The sequence below is a fragment of the Mesorhizobium sp. B2-7-2 genome, assembly GCF_006440775.1.
Taxonomy (GTDB): domain Bacteria; phylum Pseudomonadota; class Alphaproteobacteria; order Rhizobiales; family Rhizobiaceae; genus Mesorhizobium.
Map to the genome: position 1 here is coordinate 14678 of NZ_VFTZ01000037.1, position 21028 is coordinate 35705.

Genomic DNA, 21028 nt, shown 5'->3' on the forward strand with positions numbered 1-21028 from the left:
GCCGGGTCTTCGGCCTTTGACAGTGCCATTTAATCAACGCTTCACCGCGTTTTGCTACCGGCTGCAGCCAAGGATAGGTGAGATGCATCTGCTGTTCGCCACATCGATCGTGCCTGATGGCGCTCTTGCCTCGGGCTACGAGATTGCCAACGCCGCGATCATCGACGCGCTGCGGCGCGCCGGCGTGCGCGTGACGGTGATCGGCTTCATCTGGCCGGGCAAGGCCCCGTCCGATCCGCAAAACACCATCGTGCTCGACGCCGTCGAGGTGCGCACCGAAAGCGCGTCGCCGCTGCAAAAGCTTGCCTGGCTGGGCAAGGCGGTTCTCTCCGGCCTTACCTTTTCCTCCGTCAAGCTGCGTGTCGTTGCCGATGCGCAAGTCCGCGACGCAATCGAACGCGCCGGTCCCTTCGACGGCTATGTCCTGAACTCGGTGCAGTTCGCCGGCGCCTTTGAGAAGGTTCTCGCCGACCGTCCATTCGTCTTCGTCGCGCACAATGTCGAGCACCGCTCGGCCGAGGAAAATGCGGCCGGGGCCGGCACTGCGCTTCAGCGCTGGATGTTCCGTCGCGAGGCCAGGCTCCTCGAGGTCATGGAAGGGCGGCTCTGCGGCGCTGCGCGCTTTGTCTTCACGCTGGCCGAGGAAGACCGCGCGGCACTTGGCGTCGCCTCCGACCGGCATTCCGCGGTGCTGCCGCTGGTGACCCGTGCGCAGGCGCCGACAAGCAGGGCGAAGCGGCATATCGATTGCGACGCCGCGCTGATCGGCACCTGGACCTGGCAGCCGAACCGCATCGGCCTCGACTGGTTCCTGACGAAGGTCGTGCCGCATCTGAAGCCGGATTTCCGCATCAGGATTGCGGGCAATGTGCATTCCGGCATCAGCTCGCCGCATCCCGCCGTTTCCTTCGTCGGCAGGGTTCCGGATGCGCCGGCCTTCGTGCGCGGCGCCGCCGTCATTCCCCTGATCAGCACCGCCGGCAGCGGCGTGCAGTTGAAGACCATCGAGACCTTCGAGCTTGGCCTGCCGTCCGTCGCCACCAGTCGCTCGCTGCGCGGCATCGGCTATCGTCCCGACAATTGCGTGGTGACTGACGATCCGATTGCTTTCGCGGCGGCGCTACAGGCGGCCGCGGCCAATGTCGTGGACGTCGATGGCAGCGCCTTTCATCGCCGCCAGTTGAAGGCGCTCGACGCCGCGATCGGGCTTGGCCTGGAGAAGCTCGGCGCCGTCATGCAGGAGGCCGCCGCATGAACATGCACACCGCGCGCGCCGCTTTCGGCTTCGATACGCTCAAGACCATTTTGGGTATTCCGGTGCTTGCCATACGCTGGGACGAGGCCATCGCCTTGCTCACCAGGCTGATCGACGAGCGTCGTTTCACCAAGGTGAGCTTCCTCAACGCCCACAATGCCAATCTTGCCTGCACCGATCCGGTCTTTGCCGAGGCGCTGAAAGACTTCCTCATCCTGCCCGACGGCGTCGGCGTCGACATGGCGGCAACGCTGCTTTACGGCGCGCCTTTCCCAAGCAATCTCAACGGCACCGATTTCATTCCGGCCTTCCTGCAGGCCTCGTCGCGCCCGCTGACTGTGGCGCTGCTCGGCACGACGCGCGCCAATGCCGAAGCCGCGTCCGCCAAGCTCTCGACGCTCGCCATGCAGCACGAATTCGTTGTCATCCATGATGGTTTCTTCTCGGCCGCCGAGGAGCCGGCGATCCTCGAGCGCATCGCCAGGCTGCGGCCGGATGTGCTGCTCGTCGCCATGGGTGTGCCGCGCCAGGAATTGTGGATCGAGCGCCACATCGACAGCCGCCATTGCACGCTGCCGGTCGCGGTTGGCGCGTTGCTCGATTTCATGAGCGGTTCGGTGCCGCGCGCGCCGCTATGGCTGCGCCGGCTGCGGCTCGAATGGCTGTTCCGCCTGTGGATCGAACCCGGCCGCCTGTGGCGCCGCTATATCGTCGGCAATCCGCTCTTCCTGTGGCGCGTCGTCAAGCAGAAACTGTCACGCGGGCCGCTGCCGCTGGAGGCGCGCCGGTGAACAGCCGCTTCGTGCCGGACGCCTCCACTGCGGTCGAACCGCTGCCGCGCATGCCCTTGGCTGCGATCGTCACTGCAAGCTACGCCCCCGATTTCGAGCGCTGCCGGCTTTTATGCGAAACCATCGATCGCCACGTCACCGGCATGGCGCATCATTACATCCTTACCGAACATCGCGACGTCGCGCTGTTTCGCCAGCTGGAAGGCAGCCGCCGCAGCGTTGTCGACGAGCGGGGCCTATTGCCGCGCTGGCTGCATGTCTTCGACGATCCTCTGAGCGGCTTTCGCCGCCGCGTCTGGCTGAGCCTGAAAACGCAGCCGCTGCGCGGCTGGCATGTGCAGCAGCTGCGCCGTATCGCCATTGCCGGGCAGGCAAAGGAAGACGTGCTCGTCTTCTGCGATTCCGACGTCGCCTTCCTGAAGCCGTTCGACGCGAACGCCTTTTGGCGCGACGGCAAGGTGCGGCTGTTCCGGCGTGACGGCGTGCTGGCTAGCGATGGACATGACGAGCATCGCATCTGGTCGCGCAATGCCGGCGCCGCGCTCGGCATCGATCCCGCCTATCGATCGAACCATGACTACATCTCGACGCTGATCGCCTGGCGCCGCGAGACGGTCAACGCCATGTGCGAGCGCATCGAGAAGGTGCATGGCCGCGACTGGGTCGGCGTCGTTGGCTCGGCGCGCCGGTTCTCCGAATGCATGATCTACGGCCGCTATGTCGACGACGTGCTTCAAGGCGCAGGCCATTTCCACGGTTCGGAAGAGTTCTGCCGCGTCCACTGGAACGGCGAGCCGCTGTCGGACGAGGAATTCCGCCGCTTCGTCGACGCCATGGCGCCGGAACAGGTGGCGATCGGCATGCAATCCTTCATCGGCACCGATACCGGCCGCATCCGCCGCCTGATAGGACAGTTTTGACAGATCAGGATCGCCTGCTCCAGCAGATCAGAAGCTTTGGAACTGGCAGGGGCGCCCCCCATCGTCATCCACGGGCGGAGCAAGGAGCGAAGCGACGCGCGTAGACCCGAGGATCCCTTCCGTTACTTCCACGCGTTGCAGCACTGCAGAATTCTGCTCCGCTGCACTCCACGGCCAAGGTCACGGAATGGATTCCAGGGTCTCCGCGACGGAGCTTCGCTCCTGCTCCGCCCTGGAATGACGACCCCGAAGGCTTCGCCCCGACCCCAAACCATGGGTCTGCCCAGTTAAAGAACCGCCGACCTTGGCTGCCAGCAGGTACGCTAGATCGCCTTGGCCGGCCGGCGCATGGCCGAATAAGTCAGCAGCATCGAGGCGAGATAAAGCAGCAGGAAGACGATGTTGAGCGACAGGACCAGATTGGCCGTGTCGGGGATGGTGGTCAGCACGTAAGTGAGCAGAACCGCCTTCAAGCCGGCGAGCAGACCGAGATTGATCGCCCGCACCGCCGTCTGGCCGCGCGCGAAGAGAAGCTCGGCCTGATATTCGACGAGATTGCGCAGGCCGGGCACGCAGACCGCCAGCGCCACCAGCGGCGCTGCCTCGGCGACATTCCTGCCGAGCGCGTTTGGGAAGAAGTGCAGCACGATGCCGAGCGACATGAGCGCGAGCGTCGAGACCAGGAACACGCCGCCCTCGATGCCGCTCTTGACCGCCAGCCGCGACAGCAGCTCCGGCGCCCGCATCATGCGCTGCACCAGCATCATCGAGAAGGTGCGGATCGGGATCGCGGTGAGATCGACCAGCCGCATGATGATGGCGTAGATGCCGGCCAGATGCGGTCCGCCGATCGACAGCACCAGAAGCTTGTCGAACTCCATCTGAAGGTAGAACAGCACTTCGGATCCGGCGACATAGATGGAATCGGCGAGCCGCCTGAAATAGAGCTCGGCGCGCAGCCGCAGCCGCTGGCGCGGATAGAAGAAGGCGAAGGCGACGATGAGCGAGGCGGCATTGGCGCCGATGTAGAACAGCGACCAGACGCCGATGCTGTGCTGCGCGCCAAGCATGAACAGGATCGCGCCGACTGCCCTGAGCGCCGTCGCCAAGATGGCGAGCACGGCCGCCCGTCCGAACTTGCCGAGCCCGTTGTTGACGATCAGCGCCACTTCGACCGGCCGCCACAGAAGCGCTTCGGCGAAGACGACAGCGGCGAAGGCCGATAACGGCACGGTGCCGGCGAAGAAGATCAGATAGACGACGTAGGACGCTGCGGCGAGCAACGGCAGCGACAAGACGCTGAGAAGCAGGAAACCGGCGGTGAATGTGCCGATCAGGTTGGGGCGGATGGTGGCGGTGCGGTATAGCGCCGAAATAAAGCCGAAGGCCAGGATGCGCGACAGCATGATGCCGGCGGCCGAGGCGGTTGCGAACATGCCGAATTCGGCGATCGAAAGCGTGTTGGCCAAAGCGATGAAATAGGCGAGCGAAAACACCAGCCGGCCGCCGGCGCCGCTGATCGCCGAGACATAATCGAATACCAATTTCCGGCGGGTGGCCACGAAGTGGCCGATCCGCGCGAAGCTCCGCCCTTGCGGCATGTCGCTGGCCTGGGTCATATCCGGTGCGATAGATAGGCTGCAAAGTTTAACGCTGCGTTCTGGCGGCCCTCCCGGCGGCCTGAAATGCGGTGAACAAGGGCGAAAACTGTGCCCGCCGAGGCGCAAAATTAACCGTTTGTTTCCTATGCCTGTTTAGCGTGGCTTAACGATTGGCCGATCCGCGCGCCCAAGCCGCCAGAGAGCAAGTTCCAGGACAATGGTCGACAGGGATAACCGTGATGACTGGAGGCGCGAGCGTTCTCTGCTGGCGCTCGGCCAAGCGATGCGTGGCGACGACAAGACGGTTTCGATCGGCGACCGGGCCAATTCTTCCTGGCGCGAGGACGCCGCCGCGCGCCATCGCGCCGCGCGTTCCGAGCGCGAAGAAAGGTTGAATCCGCGTCCCGGCGAAACCGCCGGATTTGGCCACGATCAGGCGGATCCGGTCGAAACCGGGGACGATTGGGCGGGAAGAAACCATGCCGCTTCGCTAGGGCAGGGCTACGGGGGCACTGCGGAAGGCCACCAACCGCATGCTGCTCCCGAACCTCGCCATATAGGCCGACCACCCGCTGCCGACGAATCCCAGGAATGGAAACCGCTGATCGACCCGGTGCAGGTGATTGGCGGCATCGCTCGCTCCAAAGCGCTGATCCTGTCCACCACCATTCTGGGCGCCGCGCTTGGCATAGCCCTCGCGCTATCGACGCCGAAGAAATACGAAGCTACGACCGAGCTAACCATCGAGCCGGGCGACCTGAAACTTGCCGACCGCGATCTCACCCAATCGGTGGGTGAGCCCGACGCAGCATTGGCCGTTGTCGAAACCCGCATCAAGATGGTCACATCAGGCAAGGTTCTTGACGAGGTCGTCAAGGAACTCAACCTTGTCAACGACCCGGAGTTCAACGGTCAGGGGTCTGGTGGCCTCGGCGTCACGTCGTTCCTGCGCTCGATGATTTCGCGAGATGACCAGCAGGCCGGCAGCGACGAGATTCGCCGCCAGGCGCTGGCCGTCGGCAATCTGGCCGACAGCCTGTCGGTCGAGCGCACCGGCAAGACTTTTGTCATCTCCATCAGCGCCACCACGCGCAATGGCGAGAAATCGGCAGAGATAGCTAACACGACGAGAGACGTCTTCCAGCGGGAGATAGGCAACTACCAGTCAGAAATGGCCGGACGTGCGACGACCGCGCTGACGTCGAAGCTCGATGAGCTGCGCAAGGGCGTCGAGACGGCCGAACGCAACGTTGAGGATTTCAGGGCGACGCACGACCTTGTCGACGCGCAGGGCCACCTGATCAGCGACGACCAGATGTTGAAGCTCAACGAGCAGCTTTCCGTGGCCCGGGGCCGCACGCTCGAGCTGAACGCCCGCGCCGCCTCGGCACGCTCGCTGAACGTCAACTCGGTCCTCAGCGGCACGTTGCCGGAAGAGATCAACTCCAACATGATGAGCGAGCTGCGCTCGCAATATGCGGCGCTGAAGCAGGAAGCCGACCGCGCCGCGATCAAGTTCGGGCCGCGTCATCCTGAGCTGCAGGCGCTAAACGCCCAGCTTGCCGGCGCGCGCGAACGCATTACCGCCGAGCTGCAGCGCATCGCGTCCTCGCTGCAGGTCGACCTGAAGCGCTCCGTTCAGCTCGAGCAGGACTTGTCCTCGCGCCTGGCCCAGGCCAAGGTGCAGAGTGGCGACGTGAACAACAATCTTGTTTCGCTGCGCGAGCTGGAACGCGAAGCCGCCGCCAAGCGCTCGGTCTATGAGCAGTATTTGCTGCGCGCTAAGGAAACCGGCGAGCAAAAGAACGTCAATTCGGCCAATATCAACGTGCTTTCGCCGGCTCAACCGCCGCTGGAGGCCAAGGGGCCGTCGCGTGTGGTGATGGCCTTGGCAGGGCTGTTCGCCGGCCTGTTTGCCGGCATCGGCCTCGGCGCGCTGCGCGGCATCCTTGCCAGCCTGCGCGAGACGGCCAGTGCACGCTCGCATCGCGGGACTGAAGACCGTCCTTCTGCGCTTGAGAGCAATTCCAATCGGGCCGCGCCACCGGCGCCGCCACCATTCGCCACGCCGCCGGCCTCGCCCGCTGCTCCGCCGCCACCTCCGGCTTTCACACCAGCACCGGCTCCGTCTTTCACGCCGCCTCCGGCTTCATCCTTCACGCCGTCGCCGGCAGCGTCCTTCACACCGTCGCCTGCTTCACCGCCGGTTCCACCACCTGTGCAGGCGGCTGCACCGGCTCCGGTCCAATCCGTCACGCCGCCGCCGGAACCGGCCAACGATGCCGCCCGTCCCGGGCTTTTCGGCTCGCTGGCCTCGGCGGTTCGCTATTTCGTGCGGCGCGAGCCGGCTGAAACGGTCGATATGGACTCTGTCCCGCCTGAAAGCGCCTGGCGGGCGCCCACCCTGGAAGAACGCCGGCCTCAACCATCGGCGCGGGAGAATTTCCGGCCGCCATACGAGCAGGGCTATTCCTATTCGTACCGGCCGGACCACGGCCGGACCGATCCTTACGACGATCATTATTCGGCATCGGCGGCATCCTATCATCCGCGGTCGCCGGCCGCCGGCGAGGCCGACCAGCCGTCCGCAGACCGGCCTCCCGCCGACCAGCCCCCCGCCGGCCAGCAAGGCGAGATCGATGAGATCCGCGCCAGCCTGCGCGAATTCCGCGAGGCGGTGCGTGAGCTGACCGAGAGCCGCACGCGCCGCCGCTATTTCTAAATATCCGTATTTCTGGACGGCTCGCGGTTCGATAAAAGCGGCCGGTTTCGGGTTTACGGCATCCGACGACGCTTTGACGGGATTGCCTTGTCGAATTTTCGTGAAAATGCCGCGCTGCATTCCGGCCGCAAGCGTCTCGCTTTGGCGGATCGACAATGCCGATCGGGGAAATGGGGCCGTGCATCGATGCGGCCTCGAAGCGAAGCTGAGGGTTAGTGATGGCCGAAGTGATTGATGGAAAGCGTGTCGCCGAGGACGTGGTTTCGAAGGTCAAGGCTCTGACCGCGGAGCTGTCGGCCAAAGGAGCCACCAAGCCCGGCCTTGCGGTGGTGATCGTCGGTGAAGACCCGGCAAGCCAGGTCTATGTCGCCTCGAAATCGCGCACCGCCAAGGAATGCGGCTTCCATTCGCTCCAGCACACGCTGCCGGCCGACACCACCGAAGAACAATTGCTGAAGATCATCGGCGATCTCAACGCCGATAAGTCGATCCACGGCATCCTCGTGCAACTGCCGCTTCCCGGCCATATCGACGCCGGCAAGGTGATCCAGACGATCGCGCCGGAAAAGGATGTCGACGGCTTTCATTTCATCAATGTCGGCAAGCTCGGCACCGGCGAGCTCGACACCGCCTTCGTGCCCTGCACGCCGGCAGGCTCCATGCTGTTGATCGAGCGCGTGCGCGGCAAGGACCTTTCCGGCCTCAACGCCGTCGTCGTCGGCCGCTCCAACATCGTCGGCAAGCCGATGGCCAACCTGCTGCTCGCCGCCAACTGCACGGTCACCATTGCCCACAGCCGCACCAGGGACCTGCCGGCGCTGGCTCGCACCGCCGACATCCTGATCGCCGCCGTCGGCCGTCCGGAAATGGTCAAAGGCGATTGGGTCAAGCCCGGCGCGACCGTCGTCGACGTCGGCATCAACCGCATCCCCGCGCCCGAAAAGGGCGAAGGCAAGAGCCGCCTGGTCGGCGACGTCGCCTATGCCGAAGCAGCCAAGCTCGCGGGCGCCATCACGCCGGTGCCGGGCGGCGTCGGGCCGATGACCATTGCCATGCTGATGGCGAACACTGTAGCTTCCGCCTACCTCGCGGCCGGGTTGAAGCGGCCGTCCTTCTGATTGAGAAAGCCTCGGCATTGCCGAACTTGACCGCTCCCCAGCATTTTGCAGCCAAGTGGAACCACTTGGCGCCGCACAAATGCGGCTGAAATAAAGGGACAGAGCGGGATGCCCCACTCGAACCAGTCGCATCCCGTTCTCGAGCGGCCGATCACGAGCGATCCCGTTCAGGGCGGCCGCCAGTTCGGCTTCCTCTTGGTCGACAAATTCTCGATGTTCTCGCTGGCGGCCGCCATCGACTGCTTCCGTTCGGCGAACCGACTGCTCGGCCGCGATTTCTATGGCTGGACGACGATCTCGGCCGACGGCGACGCGGTCATGGCCTCGAACGGCCTGCCGTTGAAGATCGACTATTCGGTCGCCGACATGCCGCCAGTCGACATCCTGTTCGTTTCGGTCGGCCTCTCCATCGAATTTCCCGGCAAGAGCAAAGTTCTTGCGGCGCTGCGCAGCTGGGGCCGGCGCGGCAATGCGCTCGGCGCGTTGTCGGTCGGGTCCTATCTCTTGGCCGAAGCCGGGCAGCTCGACGGCTATCGCTGCACCATCCATTGGGAGAACCGCGCCGGCTTCATGGAGCGTTTCCCCGACATCAACTGCACCGGCAATGTCTTCGAGATCGACCGCAAGCGCTACACCTGCGCCGGCGGCACCACCTCGATCGACCTGATGCTGGAGATCGTGCGCGGCGATTTCGGCTCCAACCTCGCCAACGGCGTCGCCAATCAGTTCCAGCACGAGCGCATACGCTCGGCCGGCGACCGCCAGCGCGTCGGCCCCGAACGGGACCTCACCGGCAAGTCGGAGAAGCTGCGGCGCATCGTCGAATTGATGGCCGATCACCTCGACGAACCGCTGTCGGCGGTGCAGCTCGCCAAGTCGGCGGGGCTGTCGGTGCGCCAGGTCGAGCGCCTGTTCCTGCGCCATTTGAGCGTCACCCCCGGCCGCTACTATATGCGGCTGCGGCTCGAACGCGCGCGCGAATTGCTGCGCCAGACCAACATGCCGATCCTCGACGTGGCGATCGCCACCGGCTTCACCTCGCACTCCTATTTCGCGCAGAGCTACCGGCTGCAGTTCGGCCGTCCGCCATCGGAAGAGCGGCGCACCACTTATTGAGTGACTCGCCGGCCTTCGGACTTGTCTCCGAATGCCGCCTCAAATAGCTTTCGCAACGCGGACGAGGGTTGCTCTCAGGAGATTTCCATGGCGGGACTGATACGGAGCGTCGCTGCGGCGCTCCTGTTTTTGTCGATGACCAGTTTCGGCTTTGCCGCCAACAAGGTCATCATCATCCTCGATGCATCAGGCTCGATGTGGGCCCAGATCGACGGCAAGCCGAAGCTGGAGATCGCGCGTGAATCGCTGCGCACGGTGCTTCAGTCGGTTCCCGCCGACGACGAGATCGGCTTCATGGCTTATGGCCATCGTACCAAAGGCAGTTGCGACGACATCGAGCTGATCGTGCCGCCGCAGGCCGGTTCAGCCAGCGCCATCTCGTCAGCAGCCGACAGCATGAAATTCCTCGGCAAGACGCCGCTCACGGCCGCCGTCAAGCAGGCGGCGGAAGCGCTCAAATACACCGAGGACAAGGCCACCGTCGTCCTCATCACCGACGGGCTCGAGACCTGCGGCGGCGATCCTTGCGCGCTCGGCAAGGAGCTGAAGCAAAGCGGCGTCGACTTCACCGCCGACGTCGTCGGTTTCGGCCTGACCGCCGACGAAGGCAAGCAGATCGCCTGCCTCGCCGAAAACACCGGCGGCAAATACATCCAGGCCTCCGACGAGAAGGCGCTTCAGGAGGCGCTGGTCGAGACCGTCGCGGCTCCGATTCCGGCGCCGGCTCCCGAACCGGCGCCGGCTCCCGCGCCCGAGCCGGCCAAGCCTGAATTCAATTTCACGCCGAGCGTGGTCATGGCCGAGGGCGGTGATCCGATTACCGACGGCAATGCCTGGGAGATCTACAAGGCGAAGTCCGACGGCACGCGCGGCGACCAAGTCATGACCGAATATGGCGTGCTCAAGACCAATCTCGAGCCAGGCGACTACCTTGTCGTCGGCCGCGACGACGAGGCAAGGAGCGAGCAGAAGATCAAGATAGAGGCTGGCAAGACCTACAGCCCGCTGTTCACGCTGAACGCCGGCACTTTGGTCATCCATCCGCATGCTAGCCAGGGCTCGGAGATCAGCGGCGAAGCGCGTATCGACTTCGCCTATCCTGGCGGCAGCACCACGCACTATGGCGACGCCAGGGCGACCGTCCCCGCCGGCGAGCAGAAGGTGACGGTGCAGATCGGCGCCGGCACGGCGACGGAGACGGTCCAGCTTGCCGCCGGGCAGGCCGTCGAGAAGGACATCGTCGTCGGCGTCGGTCATGCCGTGCTCAACGCCTACTACACCGCCGGCGGCGACAAGGCCGACAATTCCGGCATCGGCTTCGAGGTCGTCAAGGCGAAGAAGAAGATCGACGGCTCGCGTGAAAGCGTGGAGCATTCCTACGGACCTGACAGCAAGTTCTGGCTGCCGCCAGACGACTATGTCGCGCTCACGACGCTCGATCTCGCCGTCGTCGAGCAGCCCTTCAGCATCAAGGCCGGCGACAATCAGGACATCAAGGTCGCGCTCGATGCCGGCGTGCTGGCGATGTCGGCACCCGGCGCCTACTCGATCGAGGTGCTCTCGTCGAAGAAGGACATCGAAGGCAAACGCAAGTCGCTGGGTCTGACTTACGGTGATAGCTGGCAACAGGCGATCCCCGCCGGCGACTATGTGGTCGTGCGCCACATGTCGGCTGAAGGCCAGGAGAAGGAAATGCCGGTGACGATCAAGGCCGGTGAGCGCACCGAGATCATTGTGCAGTAGTGACCGCAACGGGATCCGACATTCCAGTCCCTATTGCGTGAGCATTCCGCGAATATTGCTGTCGCGGAATGCCACTTGGCTGTGCCGGTCAGGCAGCGTCCGAGACCCGCACTTCGACGTGAAGCCCTGCCGCGACTGCCATATTGACGAGGGTGTCGAGGGCGAACAAGTTGATCTTCCCGCGCAGGAGATCGGACACGCGCGGTTGGGTTACGCCAAGCCGGCGCGCGGCCTCGGCCTGCGTCCAGCCCTTTGCTCGAATATGCCGCTCCAGCGCCATCATGAGCGTGGAGCGGAGCTTCATGTTCTCTGCTTCGGCGGGAGTGTCTTCGATGGCATCCCACACACTTGCAAAAGTTTCGTTGCTCATTGGCCTAGCTCCTTGATGAGATCGCCGTAGCGCTTCGCGGCCAAATCCAAATCTGTTTTGCTGGTCTTCTGCGTCTTCTTCTGGAAGCAATGCAGTACGTAGATCGCGTCGGCAAATTTGGCGGTATAGATGACGCGAAACGCGCCGGTCTCATCCCTAATTCTGATTTCCAATACGCCCTTGCCGACCGTTGTCATAGGCTTCCAGTCGGTCGGAAGTTGCTCGTTCTGCACCTTGTCGAGCTGGTAGCCTGCTTCACGCCGCGCCGAGTTTGGAAAGGCGCGCAGATCACTGAGGGCGCTGCCCTGGAATTTAAGCATCTTCACGCCGGCAACTATACAGAATTTTGTATAGTCAGCGCAAGTTGCTTTTCACACGGACCGAGAGATCAGGCATTTCCAAACGCGGCGGCGCCATGATCGGCCCGCCCGACCAGTAGCCGGAAGCCCGCGAACAGCTCGCGCCCGAAGCCGAACTCATTGCCGATGAGGTCGGCTTCCGCCGTGCGGCGCAGCGCGAACTCCGTTCCCGGCACCAGCACCTCCAGCGTGCCGGCATCGGCGTCTAGCCGAATGACGTCGCCGTCATGGATCCTGGCGATCGGCCCGTCCTCGACCGCTTCCGGCGTCACATGGATCGCTGCCGGCACCTTGCCGGAGGCGCCCGACATGCGCCCGTCGGTCACCAACGCGACACGCTGGCCGCGATCCTGCAGTATGCCGAGCACCGTGGTCAGCTTGTGCAGTTCCGGCATGCCATTGGCCTTCGGCCCCTGGAAGCGGATCACAGCGACGAAGTCGCCGCTAAGCTGGCCGGCCTTGAAGGCGTCGTTGAGGCCCTGCTGGCTGTCGAACACCTTGGCCGGCGCCTCGATGACGCGCCGTTCGGGCTTGACCGCAGAGGTCTTGATCACGGCATGGCCGAGATTGCCCGCAAGCACCTTTAGTCCGCCGGTCGGTTGGAACGCCTTCTTGAACGGCGCCAACACCTTCTCGTCGCCGCTGTTGAGCGGCGCCACTTCGCGCAGCACGCTGCCGTCATCGCCAAGCCTCGCCTCGACCGCGTAGGGCCGCAGGCCTTCGCCCCACACCGTCTGCACATCCTCGTGCAACAGGCCTTCGTCGAGCAACTCGCGGATCAGGAAGCCGAGCCCGCCGGCGGCATGGAAATGGTTCACGTCGGCAAGCCCGTTCGGATAGACACGCGCCAACAGCGGCACGGCCTCCGACAGGTCGGAAATGTCCTGCCAGGTCAGCGCGATGCCTGCGGCGGCGGCCATCGCGATCAGATGGATCGTGTGGTTGGTCGAGCCGCCGGTGGCGTGCAGGCCGACGACCCCGTTGACGACCGAGCGCTCGTCGATCATGCGCCCGACCGGCGTATAGGCATTGCCGAGCGCGGTGATCGCCAGCGCGCGCTTTGCCGCTTCCCTGGTCAGCGCGTCGCGCAGCGGCGTGCCCGGATTGACGAAGGAGGCGCCGGGCGTGTGCAGGCCCATGATCTCCATCAGCATCTGGTTCGAATTGGCGGTGCCGTAGAAGGTGCAGGTGCCCGGCCCGTGATAGGATTTGGACTCCGCTTCCAGCAGTTCGGCGCGGCCGACTTTGCCTTCGGCATAAAGCTGGCGGATCTTGGCCTTCTCGTCATTCGCGAGACCGGTCGTCATCGGCCCGGCCGGAACGAAGACGGCCGGCAGATGCCCGAAGGTGAGCGCTGCAATCACCAGCCCGGGCACGATCTTGTCGCAGACGCCGAGGAAGACGGCCGCGTCGAACATGTTGTGCGACAGGCCGATCGCCGCCGCCATCGCGATCACGTCGCGTGAGAACAGCGACAGCTCCATGCCGGGCTGGCCTTGGGTGACGCCGTCGCACATCGCCGGCACGCCGCCGGCAACCTGGGCGATGCCGCCTGCCTCGTGCGCGGCTTCCTTGATCAGTGCCGGGAACGTCTCGAAGGGCTGATGCGCCGACAGCATGTCATTGTAGGAGGTGATGATGCCGAGGTTCGGCACGCGGTCGCCGCCGAGCGCGATCTTTTCGGACGGGCTGCACACGGCAAAGCCGTGCGCGAGGTTGCCGCAGCCCAGCACCGCGCGGTTTGCGGTACGGCTGGAAGCCTCCGAGATGCGGCCGAGATAGGCTTCGCGGCCAGCTTTCGAACGTTGGCGGATGCGTTCCGTGATGGTTTCGATATCGCGTCTGGCTGTCATGGTCCGTCCTTTCCGAGCCCGGCAACGTCCTCCCTCTGCCGCCGGGCTGTCCTCATCTGAAATCAGGGTGCCCAGAACACCTCTATCGGTCTAGGCGCCGCCTCGATCACTCTGCGGATCGGCTTCTTCGCGCCAGGACCCATCGCGCCGTTGAATGCGGCGCGCTTGTCCTCGCCTTCGATATGGAGCGCGACGAAGCCGGCGGCCACAATGCGTGCCATCGACAGAGTGAGCCGCGGCTCGCCGCCGCTTGCCGCATGCACCGGCAGCACGATCCGCTGCGAGGCTAGGTCGAGCAATTCCTCGAGATTGCCGGCATCCGGGAAGAACGACGCGGTATGGCCGTCGCCGCCCATGCCGAGGACCACCACGTCGAGCGGCCAAGGCAGCGCCCGCAGCGCTTCGCTGTCCATCGCTGCTGCATCCTCGATGCTCGCCGCCTCATGGTAGAGCGGCACGAAGCGCGCCGTCGCGGCCTTGTTCTGGAGCAGGTTCGCCGCCACCAGCCCGGCATTCGAGCGCGGCGAGGAGGGCGGCACGAAGCGCTCGTCGACCAGCGTCACGGTGACCTTGTCCCAGGCGATCGGCGTGGCCGACAGCACGGCGAACAATTTCGCCGGCGTGGTGCCGCCGGACACCGCGAGCAGCGCCGTGCCGCGTTCCGCGATGGCGCTGCCCAGCCGGTCGGCAATCTCGCCGGCCAGCGCCGTCGCCAGGTCCTGGCGGTCGGCAAAGCCGTTCCAGCCGTAGCGGGCTTGGCTCAATTGCTCTCGTGCCATGTCCGTCCGTCACGTTCGATGAGCGCGATCGAGGCCGATGGCCCCCAGGTTCCGGCGGTATAGCCCTGAGCTTCCTGCCGGGCGCTTTCCCAGGCGTTCTGGATCGGGTCGATCCATTTCCATGCCGCCTCGACTTCGTCGCGGCGCATGAACAGCGTCTGGTTGCCGCGCACCACATCCATGATCAGCCGCTCATAAGCGTCCGGCGCACGGCCTTGGAAGGACTGCGCGAAGCTCATGTCGAGCGAGATCTGCCGCAGCCGCATGCCGCCCGGCCCCGGATCCTTGATCATGATGAACTGCTTGACGCCTTCGTCGGGCTGTAGTCGGATCACCAGCTGATTGGCGAAGATCGGCCCGGCACCTTCATCGAAGATCGAGAAGGGGATTGGCTTGAACTCGATGACGATCTCGGAAACCCGGCTCGCCAGTCTTTTGCCGGTTCTGAGATAGAACGGAACGCCGGCCCAGCGCCAGTTGCCGATCTCGGCCCTTATGGCGACGAAGGTCTCGGTGGCGCTGTCCTTGCCGAGCTCCTCGACATAGCCCTTGACCGGCCCGCCGGCCGAGGCACCGGCGCGATACTGGCCGCGCACGGTGTGCTTCGGCGCCTCGTTGCCGTTGATGCGCTTCAGTGCCCTCAGCACCTTCAGTTTCTCGTCGCGCACCGCGTCGGCGTCCATCGAGGACGGCGTTTCCATGGCCACCAGACAGAGCAGCTGCAGGATGTGGTTCTGCACCATATCGCGCAACGCGCCTGCCTTGTCGTAGTAGGTGACGCGATCCTCGAGGCCAACGGTCTCGGCGACCGTGATCTGAACATGGTCGATCTGGGCGGAGTTCCACAACGGCTCGTAGAGCGCATTGGCAAAGCGCAGCGCCATCAGGTTCTGCACCGTTTCCTTGCCCAGATAGTGGTCGATGCGGAAGATCTGGCCTTCGTGGAAATCGTCACCGACAGCGTCGTTGAGCGCCCGCGCCGAGGTGAGGTCGCGGCCGATCGGCTTCTCCAGCACGATGCGCGAGTTCGGCGTGATCAGCTTGTGCTCTTTGAGCTGGTGCGAAATGTCGCCGAACAGCGCCGGCGCTACCGCAAGGTAGAAGGCGCGGATGCGGTCGCTGTCGCCGATTGCCTTCTTCAACTTATCGAAGCCGGCGCCAGTCGTTGCGTCCGCCGACACGTAGGAGAGCCTTGCCAGGAATATCTCCAACTCCTTCGGATCGATATCGGCAGGCTTTACATGATCTGATATCGCCTTCTTGGCGAAGGCTTGGAATTCGGCATCGGTCATTTTTGCGCGCGAGGTGCCGATGATGCGCGTCGGCTCGGAGAACTGGTGGCCGCACTGGCGATAGTAGAGCGATGGCAGGAGCTTGCGTTCCGACAGGTCGCCGGTGCCGCCGAAGATGATGAAGTCGAATGGGTCGACAGGGATGATCTGGCTGGTCATGGTCAGTCCGATTTGATGCCGGGCGCCGGCAGCGTGGTTGGTATATTCTAATCGATTTAAATTTTCCAGTGCCATGGTGTCACATGCGAGGACCAATGGCTTGCACTTGCATCGGTCCGCACGTTTCCCGACACTCACGCTGCCGGCAGGCCTGTCGGGCAAGCCATGGCTTCCGGAAGCGTTCGCGGCTGCAGCATAGAACGCGAATGTGACGAAAGCTAAGGGAGATGTAGCCTGGCGCGCGACGGGCCGGACGGCAGATGGAAAAGTCACGTCAAGCTGCGGAATCCAAAGAGCGGGAAAACCATGCGTCTGGAAAACAAAGTCGCCGTCATCACCGGCGCAGCGTCGGGCTTCGGCGAAGGCATGGCCAAGCGCTTTGCCGAAGAGGGCGCGCGCGTGGTCGTCGCCGACCTCAACGCCAGGGGCGCCCAACGGGTGGCCGAAGAGATCGGCGCGCGCGCCATCTGGACCCAGACCGACGTTTCCCTGCGCTCCGAATTCGACGAGATGATCTATGCCGCCAAGAGCGCCTTCGGTCGCATCGACATCATGGTCAACAATGCGGGCTTCACCCATCGCAACGGCGATATGCTCGGCGTCGATGAGGAAACCTTCGACCTGATAACCGCCGTCAATATGAAGGCGATCTACCACGCGGCGCTTGCCGTCGTGCCGATCATGGACCGCCAGGGCGGCGGCGTCATCCTGACCACTGCCTCCACGGCGGGGCTTCGGCCGCGGCCGGGCCTGACCTGGTACAACGCCTCCAAGGGCTGGGCGATCACCGCCACCAAGTCGATGGCCGTCGAGTTGGCGCCGAAGAACATCCGCGTCAATTGCCTCTGCCCGGTCGCCGGCGAGACCGGCATGCTGGAGAAGTTCATGGGCGCCGACACGCCTGAGATCCGCGAAAGATTCCGCGCCTCGATACCGCTCGGACGGCTCTCGACACCGCTCGACATCGCCAACGCAGCACTGTGGCTCGCCTCGGATGAAGCCGCCTTCATCACCGGCGTGGCGCTGGAGGTCGACGGCGGCCGGTGCATCTGAGTCGCTCCAGGAAGCACATCGCGGTTTCCGCTCCTGGTTGCGGTGAACGAATGGATTGGCGCCGTCCGGCCGAGCTCCAGTTTGACTTGATGGTCCCCCGAAAGGATAACGGGTCGGGTTAAGGGAAACTGGCGGGTGGTTAAGCTCAGGCTGCGCGAAATTGGCAACGACCTCGGCTGGCGATTGCGTCGCTATCGGGCAGAGCGTGCGCGTGCGCCAAGCAAGGCGACCTTCATCGGCATAACCGGCAGCTCCGGCAAATCGACGGCAACGAGCTTGCTTGGTCATATCCTGGCTGGTCACGGCACGGTCTATACTCAAGTTCTAGCCAATACGCTCAAGGCACTTGTCCGCACGCTCTACAAGCGGATGAAACGTGCGGGCAAGGTCGACTACGTCGTCTTCGAAGCCGGCGCGTTTGAGCCCGGCTCAATCCGGCCGATGGCGGAGATGCTGAAGCCGGATGTAGCGGTCGTAACGATGGTCAGGCTGGAGCACGTCACTCAATTCCGGACCCTGGATGCTGTCGCCCGGGAAAAGAGAGCGCTGGTTGAGGCCTTGTCGCCGGGCGGACTCGCGATCTTGAACGCCGACGACCCGCATGTGCTTGACATGGCTTCGGGCGCAAGGTGCCGCGTGGCGACTTTCGGTCAGTCGGATGCCGCGGACTATCGTGTGACAGACATCCATGCCGCCTATCCGGACCTGCTCAGATTTTCACTTCGCTGGCACGGCGGCGACATAGACATGCAGACACGATTTCCTGGCGAGCACTTCTGGCTGCCGGCGGCCGCCGCCGTCGTCACGGCGTTGGAACTTGGTGTCCCGCCGGAAAAGATCGCCGCAAGGACAGCATCCTTCGAACCCCTGGCCAACCGCTGCACGGTGCTGGTGACCGATCGGGGTCCACAGTTCATAGTCGATGCCGCCAAAGCGCCCTGGCATTCGCTGAACATTGCGTTCGAGATGATGGCCAAAGCCAAGGCCGTTCGCAAACGGATCGTCGTTGGACAGATTTCCGACTACACCGGTTCGTCGAGAAAGTGTGGCGCTGCTTACGGTATCGCGCGCGACGTCGCCGACGAGGTCATCTATACCGGTGACAATGCCCACCGCTCACGCGCCAGCCAGGCCGATCGGGACAGTGGCCGTTTGATTGAGCTTCGCACCCCGAAGGAAGTCTCCGATCACATCAAGCAGACGGCTGTCCCCGGAGAACTGATCCTGCTGAAGAGCTCCGGCAATCTTCATCTGGAGAGGGTCGCGCTTGCCTGGACGCACGATGTCAGATGCTGGATACCAGCGTGCGGCAAGAAGGAAGGGTGTTCCACTTGCGGCCTCTACGAGGTGCCGTTCGAGGAACACAAGTCCTTCCTGGCAAATCGCCGGCTCGAACGCAGAAGACGCCGTTTCGGATGGCTGCTTGGCCTCACGCGCCGGTCTTGACGTAGCTTTTGTAGACCCAGCCGTGCTTGCCGTTATAGACGATCTCGCACCATTTCTTACAATTCATCACCTGCACCGATGCCTTGGCCGGCACCGTGGCGATTGCGGCGGCACCTTTCTTCGGGCCTGAGCGCATGGTCACGGCCCTCAAAACGCGCCCGTTTGCGGCCGCGCTGGCTTTTTGAGCTTTCGGCTCAGGCTGCGCCGAGCTGTCCGTCGCTGCCGGCTGCGTATCTGGAACCTGCGGCTTGGCTTCGGGAATGGCGGCGGTTTGGGCGCCGTCCATCGTGTCGCCCGGCTTCTTCGCTGCCGCTGCTGTCTCGCTGGCGGAACCGGCAACCTGCGACAGCGCGTTCGCGGCGTCGTTCTCGGCATCGGCCTCGGCAAAGGCGGTATCGGTCGATTGCACGGGGGCCGCGGCGGCGGCCTGCTTGGATGGAGCTGGCTGGTTCTCGGCCGGGGCAGGTGGCGTCTTGGCGTCGGAAGCCGTCCAGCGGGGGTTGTTTGATGCCAGGGCCGGAATGTTGGCTTCGCGGGCCGCCGTCGTGGGCGTTACTGCATCCCCCTTGCGTGCGGCCTGCGGCGCCGTCACCACGGTGACCGCCGCTGCCGCCGGAGCGACTTTCGTGGTCTTCACCGGAATCGCCGGAACGGTCTGCTCGGCACTCGCCGCGGCCACTTGCCGGTCGCTGCCCGGAAAGCATAGCCATAGCGCCACCGCGGCCACGCCGATCAGCGCGGCGGTGCCGACCGCTGCAATGACCAGATGCGCGTTCGACTGTACCTTCTGCCAGAAGGATGGCCGTACGTTATAGCCGAACTGCATTGTAAAGCGCTGCCGTTCCGGCGCGCCGAAACTGAAGGGCTCGTTCACTCAAACCACCTCCAACAAGCGGGCCGACGTTCTTTCGATCATTGCCGTAAGGATCGGCTTCGATCAGCATCGGTCCCTAAATCACTGCGGACAAAGCCCGCGAAATCCCCGGATTTTCGCCCATGATTGCATCTTTCACCGCTGATTATGGCATGAGTGAGCCAAATTGCGAAATTGCGCGCGCTGTTAACGCTTCCACAACCTGCCGCGTGGAGGCCGCCAGTGCCGAATCGGTGACTTCGGCCGGGCGGCCGCTTCAAATCCTGTCGCGCAGCGCGAACCAGTTCAGAGCCAGGAACAAGAGCGGCGCGCGCAAACGCTCGCCGCCTGGGAAGGCGGGGATTTTCAGATCCTCGATCAGTTTCAAGCGGTCGCGATTGCCGGCAACGGTCTCGGCATAGAGCTTGCCGAAGAAGTTCGACAGCATGACGCCGTGGCCGGAATAACCGCCCATCGAAATCACTTTCGGCATCACTTCGCGCACGAACGGCTTTCGCGGCATTGTGATGCCGACATAGCCGCCCCAGCCATGCGTGATCTCGACATCCTTAAGGTCGGGGTAGAGTTCGGCGATCTGCCTTCGGATGTGAATATGGATGTCCTTCGGATCGTTGACGGCATAGATCTCGCGGCCGCCGAACAACAGCCGGCCGTCCTTCGACTTGCGGAAATAGCGCACCACGAAGCGGGAATCGTCGACCGACTCGCCGCCCGGCAGCACCTTGGAAGTGTCGCCGAGCGGCACGGTCGCGCCGATGAAGGAGCCGATCGGCATGATGTGCGCCGCGCTCACCGGCTCCAGGTTGCCGCCATAGGCATTGACCCCGACCAGGCATTTGTCGGCTGTGATCGTGCCCCTGGGCGTCGTGACCGTCACCTTGCCGCCATTGGAAACGATGCCGGTGGACGGCGTCTGCTCGAACAGATGCGCGCCGGCGGCGGCTGCCACTTTCGCCGTGCCGATCACCAGTTTCAGCGGGTGGATGTGGCCCGTGCCGGTGTCGCGCGTGCCGCCGAAATAGCGTGTCGAGCCCAGCCTTTCCGCGGTTTCCGCCGCGTTCATGAAGCTTATATGCGGGTAGCCGAAGCGGCTTGCCATGATCTCGGCGTGGCGCCTGTAGTCGTCGACATAACGCCGCTTGTGCGCCACCGAAAGCTGACCCGGCATATAGTCGATGTCGATCGCGTTGGCGGCGGCGAAGTCCAGCAGATGCGCCTTGGCTTCTTCGGCCAGGTCGAACAGCGCCTTGGCGCGGGAAAGGCCGTATTCGGCCTCCAATTCTTCCGCCCAGGCGCGCTGGCCGGTGCCGAGCTGGCCGCCATTGCGCCCCGACGCGCCGTCGCCGAAGCGATAGGCATCGATGAGGACGACATTTGCGCCCGCCTTGGCAAGATGCGCGGCTGCCGACAAGCCAGTGAAGCCGCCGCCGATGATGACGACGTCGCAAATACGGTCGCCGTCGAGAGCCGGATATTCAGGCCGGGATCCGACCGTGTCCTCATACCAGGAACGACCGGGGGAGATGGGGGATTGGTAGGGCATGATGCTCGGGAGTAGGGGAGTAGGGGAGTAGGGG

17 protein-coding genes are annotated in these 21028 nt (G+C 64.1%); 9 read left to right on the forward strand and 8 right to left on the reverse strand.

All coding sequences use genetic code 11. The features are described from left to right. The first annotated feature begins 82 nt into the window (after nt 1-82). Genes FJ425_RS29595 through FJ425_RS29605 form a run of 3 tightly spaced genes read left to right on the forward strand, consistent with a single transcriptional unit; the run spans nt 83 to nt 2966 of the window. The gene (locus FJ425_RS29595; protein ID WP_140727703.1) at nt 83-1255 is read left to right on the forward strand and encodes a glycosyltransferase family 4 protein; all 1173 of its coding nucleotides are present in this window, start codon (nt 83-85) and stop codon (nt 1253-1255) included. Next, nucleotides 1252-2046 carry a WecB/TagA/CpsF family glycosyltransferase gene (locus FJ425_RS29600; protein WP_140727705.1) on the forward strand — a complete coding sequence of 265 codons (795 nt, stop codon included), beginning with the start codon at nt 1252-1254 and terminating at the stop codon, nt 2044-2046. Before FJ425_RS29595 ends, FJ425_RS29600 begins: the two co-directional genes overlap by 4 nt. Next, nucleotides 2043-2966: a DUF6492 family protein gene (locus FJ425_RS29605; RefSeq protein WP_140727707.1), complete on the forward strand. Its 924-nt coding sequence runs from the start codon at nt 2043-2045 to the stop codon at nt 2964-2966. The genes FJ425_RS29600 and FJ425_RS29605 overlap by 4 nt, the downstream gene beginning before the upstream one ends. Before the next feature lie 323 nt (nt 2967-3289). Here FJ425_RS29605 and FJ425_RS29610 read toward each other — a convergent pair whose 3' ends face one another. Further along, nucleotides 3290-4585, reverse strand: a complete 1296-nt coding sequence (locus FJ425_RS29610; protein ID WP_140727709.1) for a lipopolysaccharide biosynthesis protein — start codon at nt 4583-4585, stop codon at nt 3290-3292. Between the two features lie 199 nt (nt 4586-4784). Between FJ425_RS29610 and FJ425_RS29615 the strand changes: the two genes are divergently transcribed. The 4 genes from FJ425_RS29615 to FJ425_RS29630 all read left to right on the forward strand — a co-directional run bounded on the left by FJ425_RS29615 (nt 4785) and on the right by FJ425_RS29630 (nt 11266). Continuing rightward, nucleotides 4785-7289 (forward strand): GumC family protein, encoded by a 2505-nt coding sequence (locus tag FJ425_RS29615; protein ID WP_140727710.1) that lies wholly within the window; start codon nt 4785-4787, stop codon nt 7287-7289. A gap of 218 nt (nt 7290-7507) precedes the next feature. Next, the gene (gene folD, locus FJ425_RS29620; RefSeq protein WP_140727711.1) at nt 7508-8407 is read left to right on the forward strand and encodes a bifunctional methylenetetrahydrofolate dehydrogenase/methenyltetrahydrofolate cyclohydrolase FolD; all 900 of its coding nucleotides are present in this window, start codon (nt 7508-7510) and stop codon (nt 8405-8407) included. 108 nt (nt 8408-8515) lie between these two features. Beyond that, on the forward strand, nt 8516-9523 hold the full coding sequence (locus tag FJ425_RS29625; protein WP_095765643.1) for a GlxA family transcriptional regulator: 1008 nt from the start codon (nt 8516-8518) through the stop codon (nt 9521-9523). A gap of 87 nt (nt 9524-9610) precedes the next feature. Then, nucleotides 9611-11266, forward strand: a complete 1656-nt coding sequence (locus FJ425_RS29630) for a VWA domain-containing protein (RefSeq protein ID WP_140727713.1) — start codon at nt 9611-9613, stop codon at nt 11264-11266. An 88-nt stretch (nt 11267-11354) separates the two neighbouring features. On the opposite strand, the gene FJ425_RS29635 is transcribed toward FJ425_RS29630, so the two are convergent. The 5 genes from FJ425_RS29635 to zwf all read right to left on the reverse strand — a co-directional run bounded on the left by FJ425_RS29635 (nt 11355) and on the right by zwf (nt 16078). Beyond that, entirely contained in the window at nt 11355-11636 is a 282-nt protein-coding gene (locus FJ425_RS29635) for an XRE family transcriptional regulator (protein WP_140544336.1), read from the reverse strand. After that, on the reverse strand, nt 11633-11962 hold the full coding sequence (locus FJ425_RS29640; protein WP_210241706.1) for a type II toxin-antitoxin system RelE/ParE family toxin: 330 nt from the start codon (nt 11960-11962) through the stop codon (nt 11633-11635). The genes FJ425_RS29635 and FJ425_RS29640 overlap by 4 nt, the downstream gene beginning before the upstream one ends. Before the next feature lie 62 nt (nt 11963-12024). Beyond that, nucleotides 12025-13848 carry a phosphogluconate dehydratase gene (gene edd / locus FJ425_RS29645; RefSeq protein ID WP_140727717.1) on the reverse strand — a complete coding sequence of 608 codons (1824 nt, stop codon included), beginning with the start codon at nt 13846-13848 and terminating at the stop codon, nt 12025-12027. Nucleotides 13849-13910: 62 nt separating this feature from the next. Further along, nucleotides 13911-14627 (reverse strand): 6-phosphogluconolactonase, encoded by a 717-nt coding sequence (gene pgl / locus FJ425_RS29650; RefSeq protein ID WP_140637026.1) that lies wholly within the window; start codon nt 14625-14627, stop codon nt 13911-13913. Further along, a complete protein-coding gene (gene zwf, locus FJ425_RS29655) occupies nt 14609-16078 on the reverse strand; it encodes a glucose-6-phosphate dehydrogenase (RefSeq protein WP_140727719.1) in 1470 nt (489 codons plus the stop codon). The genes pgl and zwf overlap by 19 nt, the downstream gene beginning before the upstream one ends. A 306-nt stretch (nt 16079-16384) precedes the next feature. Between zwf and FJ425_RS29660 the strand changes: the two genes are divergently transcribed. Together FJ425_RS29660 and FJ425_RS29665 are read left to right on the forward strand one after the other, a co-directional pair. Continuing rightward, entirely contained in the window at nt 16385-17131 is a 747-nt protein-coding gene (locus FJ425_RS29660; RefSeq protein ID WP_140727720.1) for an SDR family oxidoreductase, read from the forward strand. Between the two features lie 135 nt (nt 17132-17266). Continuing rightward, nucleotides 17267-18577, forward strand: coding sequence for a Mur ligase family protein (locus FJ425_RS29665; protein ID WP_140727722.1), 1311 nt, complete (start codon nt 17267-17269; stop codon nt 18575-18577). Here FJ425_RS29665 and FJ425_RS29670 read toward each other — a convergent pair. Further along, nucleotides 18561-19451 (reverse strand): SH3 domain-containing protein, encoded by an 891-nt coding sequence (locus tag FJ425_RS29670; protein ID WP_140727724.1) that lies wholly within the window; start codon nt 19449-19451, stop codon nt 18561-18563. The genes FJ425_RS29665 and FJ425_RS29670 overlap by 17 nt on opposite strands. Nucleotides 19452-19707: 256 nt before the next feature. Next, nucleotides 19708-20994: an FAD-binding oxidoreductase gene (locus tag FJ425_RS29675; RefSeq protein ID WP_140727725.1), complete on the reverse strand. Its 1287-nt coding sequence runs from the start codon at nt 20992-20994 to the stop codon at nt 19708-19710. Nucleotides 20995-21028: the final 34 nt, after the last annotated feature.